Below are 7,993 nucleotides of genomic sequence, written 5' to 3'. Positions count from 1 at the left end.
CTTGCGCGGACAGGAGCGCTCCGCGCAGACGAGCCGACGCACCCGTAACGACGCCACCAACTTGCCGACTGCCGGCAGATCACCCTGACCAGCACCCGCATCCAGGGCAGGCCACCCCGCTGGCAGTGGTCCGGGCCTCGACCCGGACGACCGTGTCGGTCACCTCCAGGCGAGACGTGACGGGCGTCACGGCCACGTTCCGCAGCGGCCGCTCAGAGGTGGCCGTCCAGGAACTTCCGTACCTCGGCGATGGTCATAGGCCCCGTGCCGTGCGCCACCGCCTCTCCCTCCTTCAGCAGGACGCAGGACGGGGCTCCGGTGATCCCGTATCGCACGGTTGCGGCCGGACAACGCGTGATGTCGGCGCGAACGGCCGTCAGACGGCCCGTGTATTCGTCGGCGATGCCACCCACGACGAGGTCCATCAGCCGGCAGGGCTCGATTGCCTTGGGCCATGTCCCGGTGAAGTACGCGAGGACCGGAACTCTGCTCATTCCGAGGATGAAATTGAACTCCGCGTCCTCACGGGGTCGGTGAACCCGCTTCGTCATGGAAGCTCCTGACCTCACGTTCCGTGATTCCACTGTCAACCGGCCCGAAGACCGACCGCCAGCGTCAGTTCGAGGACCCGGTTAGGCGATGCGAGATCCGGAAACAGCTCCCGCAGCTGCGACATCCGGTACCGGACTGTCTGGGGATGGACGAACAACGCCGCCGCCACCTCGTCCCGCCTGCCCTGGTGCAGCAGCCACGCCCGCAACGTCTCCTCCAGCCGCCGTGCGGTCGCGACAGGCAAGGTCCGCAACGGTGCGAGGGCTCGGGCACGCAGGTCTGCGAACGCGTCCCGGTCGGCGCTCAGCACCAGCTCGGGCAGGTGGTCCTCGGTGTCGCGAATATCAGAGGAGAGGGAGCGCGCGCGTACGGCTCGTGCGTACGAGGCGGACGCACGAGTCCATGGCCGGGCCGGGCCGACCACGGCGGTGCGGTCGGTCAGCTGCCGCAAGAGATGTGATCGGTCGGCATCGGGGACGAGCAGCACACCGGTGGCGTCCGGCAGATCGTCGAGGACGAGGGTGCTCGGGTCGAGCGCGCGGTAGGCGGGCCGGGCCTGGGCGGCGGGCAGCAGGACCGCGGTCAGCGAAACCGGAGGCTGCCACCCGGCCCGTTGAACGGAGGCCAGCAGCATGTCCGGGCTCGCGCCGGCAAGGAGGTCGCGGGCCAGGTGTTCCAGGTGGAGCTCGTGGGCTCTCCCCCGGGCGGCCAGTTCGTCGGCGTGGCCCGCGGCGCTCGCGGCGGAGAGCTCGTCGATGTAGGCGAAGGTCAGCTCGGCGAACTTGGCGACCTCGGCGGCGGGCAGACCTGCGGGTACGGCACCCGCTGCCAGGCATCGCCAGGCCACGCGGGCGCCGACGCGGTAGGCGCTGAGCAGGGCGTCCATCGAACGGCCGTCGCGCACCTCGCCGCGGCCCAGCTCGTAGGCTGCGTCACCGGCGTCGCCGCCTGTGGCGTTCCCGCTCGCGAGGTCGAGGTAGTGCCCCAGGGCGGTGCGGACGGCTCGGCGGATGGTGGCGCCCATGTGGCCCGAGAGGGCGTTGGCGTAGGGAGGGACCTCGTCGATGATCGCCTGGACGACCTCGTCGGCGGTGGTCTTCAGCGCGGCCCGAAGTGCGGTGACCGTCGTCTCATCCAAGGCCAGTTCGCTGGCCCTCCGGATTGCATGGCTCACGTTTTGTTCCCTGCGAACAATTCAGCCGGCCAGATTTACGTCCTGCGGTCAGGACTTTACACCTTGAGGCGCAGCAAGCTGGAGTCATGACGAGTACAGCCCTCCGCGGCAGGGCGTGGAAACTGCTGGAGATGGTCACGACGCCGCTGCTGCCGTCGGACTACCTCGACCTGGTCAGCCCGCTGCGTGCGGGCGCTGACCTGCGTGGGCGCATCGAGGCCGTGCACCCCGAGACGGGTGACGCCGCGACCATCGTGATCAGGCCGGGACGGGGCTGGCGCGGCCACACAGCCGGTCAGTACGTGCGGATCGGGGTCGACGTCGACGGGGTGCGCCTGTGGCGTGCCTACTCCCTCACCTCGCCGACGAACCGCCAGGACGGCCGCGTCACGATCACCGTGAAGGCGATCCCGGACGGCAAGGTCAGCAACCATCTGGTCCGCAGGGCGAAACCGGGCACGCTGATCCAGCTCGACCAGGCGACCGGTGACTTCGTACTGCCGCGGGCCAAGCCCGCCAAGGTGCTCTACCTGACGGCCGGCAGCGGCATCACGCCCGTGATGGGCATGCTGCGCGACACCGAGTTCGACGACGTCGTCATGGTCCACTGCGCGCCACAGCCGCAAGACGTGATCTTCCGCAACGAACTGCACGACCTGGTCGCGGACAAGAAGCTGCGGCTCACCGAGGTGCACACCGACACAGACGGCATGCTCGACATCGCCCGTCTCGACGAACTCGTGCCCGACTGGGCCGAGCGCGAGACCTGGGCCTGCGGGCCCGCGGGCCTGCTCGACGCCGCCGAGGAGCACTGGGCCGAGCACGGCGTACGAGAGCGCCTGCACACCGAACGCTTCCGCCCCGGCATCGTCGTCACGGGCGACGGTAACGGTGGCGAGGTCACGTTCAGCACCACCGGCAGGACCGTCGACGCGGACGGCGCCACGCCGTTGCTGGACGTCGGCGAGGAGGCCGGCGTGCTCATGCCCTCCGGGTGCCGCATGGGCATCTGCTTCGGCTGCGTCACTCCGCTCAAGGCGGGCGCCGTCCGCGACCTGCGCACCGGCGAGATCACCGAGGCCGAGCCCGGCGTCCTCATCCAGACCTGCGTGTCCGCCGCGGCGGGCCCCTGCGACATCGAACGGTAGGAGCACCTTGACCGCCATCGACCCCACCGCCCACCTGACCGCGGAGCAGATCGAGGAGCTCGGCCGCGAGCTGGACGCGATCCGTGACGAGGTGATCGCCGACCGCGGAGAGAAGGACGCCGCCTACATCCGTAAGGTCATCTCGGCGCAGCGCAAGCTCGAGCTGGTCAGCAGGGGCGTGCTGCTGTTCTCGTTCTTCCCGCCCGCGTGGATCATCGGCACCGCCGGGCTGTCCGTGGCGAAGATCATGGACAACATGGAGATCGGCCACAACATCCTGCACGGCCAGTGGGACTGGATGCGGGACCCGAAGATCCACTCCACCACCTGGGACTGGGATCACGTCTCGCCGGCCGAGCAGTGGAAGCACTCGCACAACGAGCTGCACCACACGTACACCAACGTGATCGGCAAGGACAACGACCTCGGCTACGGCATCATGCGCGTCGACGAGGACCAGAAGTGGCACCCGTTCCACCTCGGCCAGCCGCTGTGGAACTTCATCAACGCCTGCTTCTTCGAGTACGGCATCGCAGCGTACGACCTGGAGCTCGGCAAGAACCTGCACAAGCGCCGCCGCAAGAACCCGGAGTTCCGCGCGCGGGCCAAGGACGTGGGCCGCAAGATCCGCAAGCAGGTGCTCAAGGACTACTTGATCCACCCGCTGCTGTCGGGCCCGTCGTTCCTCACCACGCTCGCCGCCACGTTCACCGCGAACCTGGTCCGCAACATCTGGACCCACTCGGTGATCATGTGCGGGCACTTCCCCGAGGGCGTGCAGGTCTTCGAGCGCCGGTCGATCAAGGGCGAGACGCGCGGCCAGTGGTACCTGCGCCAGATGATGGGCTCGGCGAACATCAGCGGCAGCAAGGCCATGCACTTCATGACCGGCAACCTCTCGCACCAGATCGAGCACCACCTGTTCCCGGACCTGCCGAGCAACCGGTACGCCGAGGTCGCGGTGAAGGTGCGCGCGCTGTTCGAGAAGTACGAGCTGGACTACGTCACCGGGCCGCTGCCCAAGCAGGTGTTCTCCGCGTGGCACAAGGTCTTCCGGCTCTCGCTGCCGAACAAGAAGCCCAAGGTCAAGACGCCGGACCGCGAGCAGGAGCTCGTCGCGGCCTGATTCCCGGTAGCGGTTCCGATCTTTCGGCCGTACCGGCGGCACCGCCGGGTTCGGTGAGATCCGTTGCGGACGGTGAGTCAGACCAGGAGGCCGATGCTGGCGGCCAGCATCACCACGGCCGTTGCACCGTGGATGCCGTAGGCGGCGGCCTTCGGCCCACCGCTGCGCAGCACGACCACCGCATCTCCGGCGGGTATCGCAGCTAGCGCCATCACGTACCAACCCAGCAGCGACGTCGTCGCGACGAGCATCAGAACGAAGACGAAGACCCCGCACGCGATCTCGCGTAAACCCTTCACGCGCAGCCAGGCCCGGAAGGCGGGGTGGTCGGCCGGTGTATCGGGAATGCCGAAACCGACGGCGGCCTGCGGCGTCGTGAAGGCGCGCCCGCCCATGAGGATGAGGGCCGCGCCGAGCAGGCCGGCGAGAACAGTGGCACTGGTGGTGAGCATCAGGCTGTCCTGTCCGTTGAGGGAATCTCTCTTGACGAACTTGTTGTCATGGATCTCGTGCAGGTGCTCGGCGTCCCGCTCGACCGCCGGCGGCGATCCGGGCGAAGGACTCCTCTCGAGGGCCGGCGAGCACATCGATCGTCGATCCACCGGACCCGAAGGACATCGATCGGTTTCCGGGGCCCCGCGGTCACGGCCCGAGTCGCGAGGCGACGCCGCGCTGTCACGGGACGAGAACGATCCGGCCGCGGACGCCGCCCTTGGCCATCGCCTGGTAGGCACCGGCTGCTTCGTCGAGCGGCGCGACGGCGTGGACGCGAGCCGGCAGTTCCCCGGTCGCCACCCGTGCGAGCAATCGGGCGAGAAGCGCACCGTCGGGATGGGCGAACACGACCTCGACGGCGATGCCGCGCTCCCCGGGAAGCCGCGAGGCCGGCTGCACGCCGACGAAACGGCCACCGTCGCGCACCGCCCGTAGGGCGTGCTCCTGCAGGGCTCCGGCGTCGGCAACGGCATCCCAGCCCCTCCCGGGATCGGTGGCGAAGTCGACGCCGAGGCCCCGGACGAACGGCTCGTCGTCCGCTCGGGCCATCCCGGTCACCTGCCAGCCGCGGTCCTGGGCGAGTACGGCGACGTGCGCGCCCACCACACCGGCCGCGCCGGTCACCAGCAAGCGCCGAGCCTCGCTCGACACCTCACCGAGGAGGTCGACGAGCTGGGCTGCGGCGGTGGCATTGAGCGGCACCGTCGCCGCCTCGACCAGGTCCATGCCGTCCGGAACGACGGCGACATTCGCGGCGGAGACGAGGAGGTGCTCGGCATGGGATCCGTGGTCGCGGTCGAAACCGTCGATGAACCCGGCAACACGGGTGCCGACCTGCAGCTCGACGCCGGGTCCGGCGGCATCGACTGTGCCGGCGAAGTCCCAGCCGAGACCGGTGTAGTCCGGCTGGTGGACCAATCCGAGCCGGTGAAAGACACCCCCGGCCACCCCCAGGTCGACCGGGTTGATCGCTGCGGCGGCAATCTTCACGCGGATCTGCGCCGGCCCCGGCTCAGCCACCGGGACGTCGACGGTCTCGATCGACTGGGGCCCGGACGGCACACGGACCACGGCCCGCCGGGACGTCATCTGATTCATCGCCATCTACTCCTTCGCGGAGGCACTGTGAGGTGGTCTTGCCATCGCTTTGGTGCAGCACCACCATGGAGGCACCTGCTTCCCCATGGGAAGTAGGCACCTTGAGGTGCGTAAGTCACCGAGAGCGGAAGAGATGAGTTATGCCAACCAGCACCGCGTCCCAGCGGCGGGCCGTAGCCAAAGCGGAGTACGACGCATTCCTCGCGGCATGTCCCAGCCGCCAGCTCCTGGAGCGAATCTCCGACAAGTGGGTCGCCCTCGTGCTTGCCGCCCTGGGCGGGGACGGCCCGCGTCCTGGGGCTGCCTCCGGCGACGAACCGCGGCCCATGCGCTTCTCCGAGCTGTCACGCCGGATCTCGGGCGTGAGCCAGAAGATGCTGACGCAGACGTTGCGCTCACTCGAGCGCGACGGGATGGTCACCAGGACCGTGACCCCCACCGTGCCCGTCACCGTCACCTATGAGCTGACCGGTCTCGGTCGCTCGCTCCAGGGAGTCATGCGGGGAATCAAGGATTGGGCGGAGGGCCACATGGAGGAGGTCCTCACCCATCGCGACGGCTACGACCACAGGCAAAGCGACGCCACCGACTGAGCTCTCTCAGCGTTGCCGCTCCAGGATGAGGACGGCAGCGGCGATTGACGGCATTCGATTCGGGCTACAGCGCGCGTGGTGGAAGATCCGCCAGGACTTCAGTGCCGTCCCCGAGGCCCGACAGCTCATTGGATCAGGTCGGTGTGCGGATGCTCGGGAGAGGTCGGGCAGACGTAGAGCTGCATGTTGTCGGTGCTGCCTACTTCCACCTTGGTCGGCTGCGCAGGGTCCTGGCCGGCGTCATGACTGTCGGCGCAGGCGGCGGCCTGGTCTTCGCATGGCGCCCAGCTGCTCCCCTCACCACCGTCCCACTCGAAGGAAGCGATGGTCAGCAGCGGGACCACCTGAGCGTCGCACACACCGCAGAATCGGCGATACGGGTCGGTGCGGCCCCATGGAGGCCAGCCGCCGACCTTCCAGCCGGGAGCGTCAGCCAGCTCACAGTCATAGAAGTCCCGCGGATAGTCCGCGTAGACGCTGTCCACGCCGACGCCGGCTGCCTGCCATCTGCTCAGGTCCTCCACCATCAGCCGCATCTCCGGACTCAGATCAAGGCTGTCGGGGTACTCGATGATCGCTTCTGGTGCCAGCACGCACGGCTCCTGCACATATCCCTGCCCGTTCACCTCATACGGTTCCGGCGGTGCGGCGAGGACGTCGCCGACCTCCGCGGCGGACCGCCAGAACAGTGCGGTCGACGGCTTGTGACCCGGATTGTGGTCGTAGGGGCACCAGAGGACCTGGAGCAGATCGGCCTGCCCGGGCGGCCGCAACAGGGGTACGTCGCGCAGATACAGCTGGGCCACGGGCAACATGGGGACCGGGCACTCCGCGGGCCACGGAGGGCCGGCGTCGAGTCGCTCCGCGAGCCTCGCGGCGTTCCGTTCCTTGATCGCCTCCTCCTCCGGCGTGAACGCGGGACCATGGGGATCACGGTGCTGCCGGGCCACCCTGCGTCTGGTCAGCCGCACTGCTGCCGGCGACTCGCGGAATCCGCTGTCCACGTGCGTGCCTTCGCAGTGCGGCCACGGCTCCTCAGCCGGCCACAGCAACGGCCCCCCGACCGAGCTCTCCTCTGTCGAAGGCGCCCCGGGACGGGGATGCAGCCGAATCGCAGGTCGCGCCAACGGAGCCAGTTCAGGAAAGACCGCGCTCACCTCAACAGGCCGCGGCGGAGTAGTACGTACGAAAACCATGCCGGTGATCCTGCCACCAGCCACTGACAACCCCTGGCCGCCTCAACCGGCTTCGGTGGCATCGGTGTTCAGCGGGTCAAGTACAACGCCTGCAGCCTCGGCCACAGCGACAGCAAGCCTGCCTATGTGACAACTGGTGCCGCAGCAGGCAACGTTCGCCCTGGGCGGTCTGCGACGATGGCGCCATGGACGAGGAAGTCATTCCCATTCTTCGCGTCGAGGACGCTGCGGCGGCGGTCGCGTGGTACGAGCGACTGGGCTTCGCCAAGCAGTGGGAACACCGCTTCGAACCGGGACTTCCCGCGTTCGTCGAGGTCGCCCGGGGCGAGGTGCGGTTGTTCTTGTCGGAGCACAAGGGAGATGCCCGGCCTGACACGCTGGTCTACCTCCGCATTCGTGATGTCGAGGCCATCGCCTCCGAGTTCGGTGTGCAGGCGAAGGACACTCCGTGGGCGCGTGAGATTGAGCTGCGCGACCCCGACGGCAACCGGCTTCGGATCGGCACGCCGACGGAATGACACTCGCCGGGAGTGCGCGGCAGCCACGCCGCCACGGCGGCCCCACCACTGACCCACCACCGCGGGCGTGAACTGAACACCCCACCCACGCCC

9 protein-coding genes are annotated in these 7,993 nt (G+C 68.7%); 4 read left to right on the top strand and 5 right to left on the bottom strand.

Annotated features, from left to right (window positions below; all coding sequences use genetic code 11):
• Positions 1–212: 212 nt before the first annotated feature.
• Together ACFTZL_RS36835 and ACFTZL_RS36830 are read right to left on the bottom strand one after the other, a co-directional pair.
• A complete protein-coding gene (locus ACFTZL_RS36835) occupies positions 213–551 on the bottom strand; it encodes a thioredoxin family protein (protein ID WP_382592325.1) in 339 nt (112 codons plus the stop codon).
• Between the two features lie 35 nt (positions 552–586).
• Positions 587–1,726: a PucR family transcriptional regulator gene (locus ACFTZL_RS36830; RefSeq protein ID WP_382592322.1), complete on the bottom strand. Its 1,140-nt coding sequence runs from the start codon at positions 1,724–1,726 to the stop codon at positions 587–589.
• Positions 1,727–1,812: 86 nt separating this feature from the next.
• Here ACFTZL_RS36830 and ACFTZL_RS36825 point away from each other — a divergent pair, with 86 nt between their 5' ends.
• Positions 1,813–2,874: a ferredoxin reductase gene (locus tag ACFTZL_RS36825; RefSeq protein ID WP_382592319.1), complete on the top strand. Its 1,062-nt coding sequence runs from the start codon at positions 1,813–1,815 to the stop codon at positions 2,872–2,874.
• Between the two features lie 7 nt (positions 2,875–2,881).
• On the top strand, positions 2,882–4,000 hold the full coding sequence (locus ACFTZL_RS36820; RefSeq protein WP_382592316.1) for a fatty acid desaturase family protein: 1,119 nt from the start codon (positions 2,882–2,884) through the stop codon (positions 3,998–4,000).
• Positions 4,001–4,077: 77 nt separating this feature from the next.
• Here the strand turns inward: ACFTZL_RS36820 and ACFTZL_RS36815 are convergent, their stop codons facing one another.
• Together ACFTZL_RS36815 and ACFTZL_RS36810 are read right to left on the bottom strand one after the other, a co-directional pair.
• The gene (locus tag ACFTZL_RS36815; protein WP_382592313.1) at positions 4,078–4,587 is read right to left on the bottom strand and encodes a DUF4267 domain-containing protein; all 510 of its coding nucleotides are present in this window, start codon (positions 4,585–4,587) and stop codon (positions 4,078–4,080) included.
• 88 nt (positions 4,588–4,675) lie between these two features.
• A complete protein-coding gene (locus tag ACFTZL_RS36810; protein ID WP_382592310.1) occupies positions 4,676–5,593 on the bottom strand; it encodes an NADP-dependent oxidoreductase in 918 nt (305 codons plus the stop codon).
• 140 nt (positions 5,594–5,733) lie between these two features.
• On the opposite strand from ACFTZL_RS36810, the gene ACFTZL_RS36805 reads away from it, so the two are divergent.
• Positions 5,734–6,186, top strand: a complete 453-nt coding sequence (locus ACFTZL_RS36805; protein ID WP_382592306.1) for a winged helix-turn-helix transcriptional regulator — start codon at positions 5,734–5,736, stop codon at positions 6,184–6,186.
• Between the two features lie 125 nt (positions 6,187–6,311).
• On the opposite strand, the gene ACFTZL_RS36800 is transcribed toward ACFTZL_RS36805, so the two are convergent.
• Positions 6,312–7,382: a hypothetical protein gene (locus ACFTZL_RS36800; RefSeq protein ID WP_382592328.1), complete on the bottom strand. Its 1,071-nt coding sequence runs from the start codon at positions 7,380–7,382 to the stop codon at positions 6,312–6,314.
• A 185-nt stretch (positions 7,383–7,567) separates the two neighbouring features.
• Here ACFTZL_RS36800 and ACFTZL_RS36795 point away from each other — a divergent pair, with 185 nt between their 5' ends.
• Complete coding sequence (locus tag ACFTZL_RS36795; RefSeq protein ID WP_382592304.1) at positions 7,568–7,900, top strand: glyoxalase superfamily protein; 333 nt, start codon at positions 7,568–7,570, stop codon at positions 7,898–7,900.
• Positions 7,901–7,993: the final 93 nt, after the last annotated feature.

The sequence above is a fragment of the Streptomyces sp. NPDC056948 genome (genome assembly GCF_042674225.1).
GTDB lineage: Bacteria > Actinomycetota > Actinomycetes > Streptomycetales > Streptomycetaceae > Streptomyces > Streptomyces purpurascens.
The sequence above is the reverse complement of the archived record's forward strand: the minus strand, read 5'-3'. Positions and strand labels throughout refer to the sequence as shown.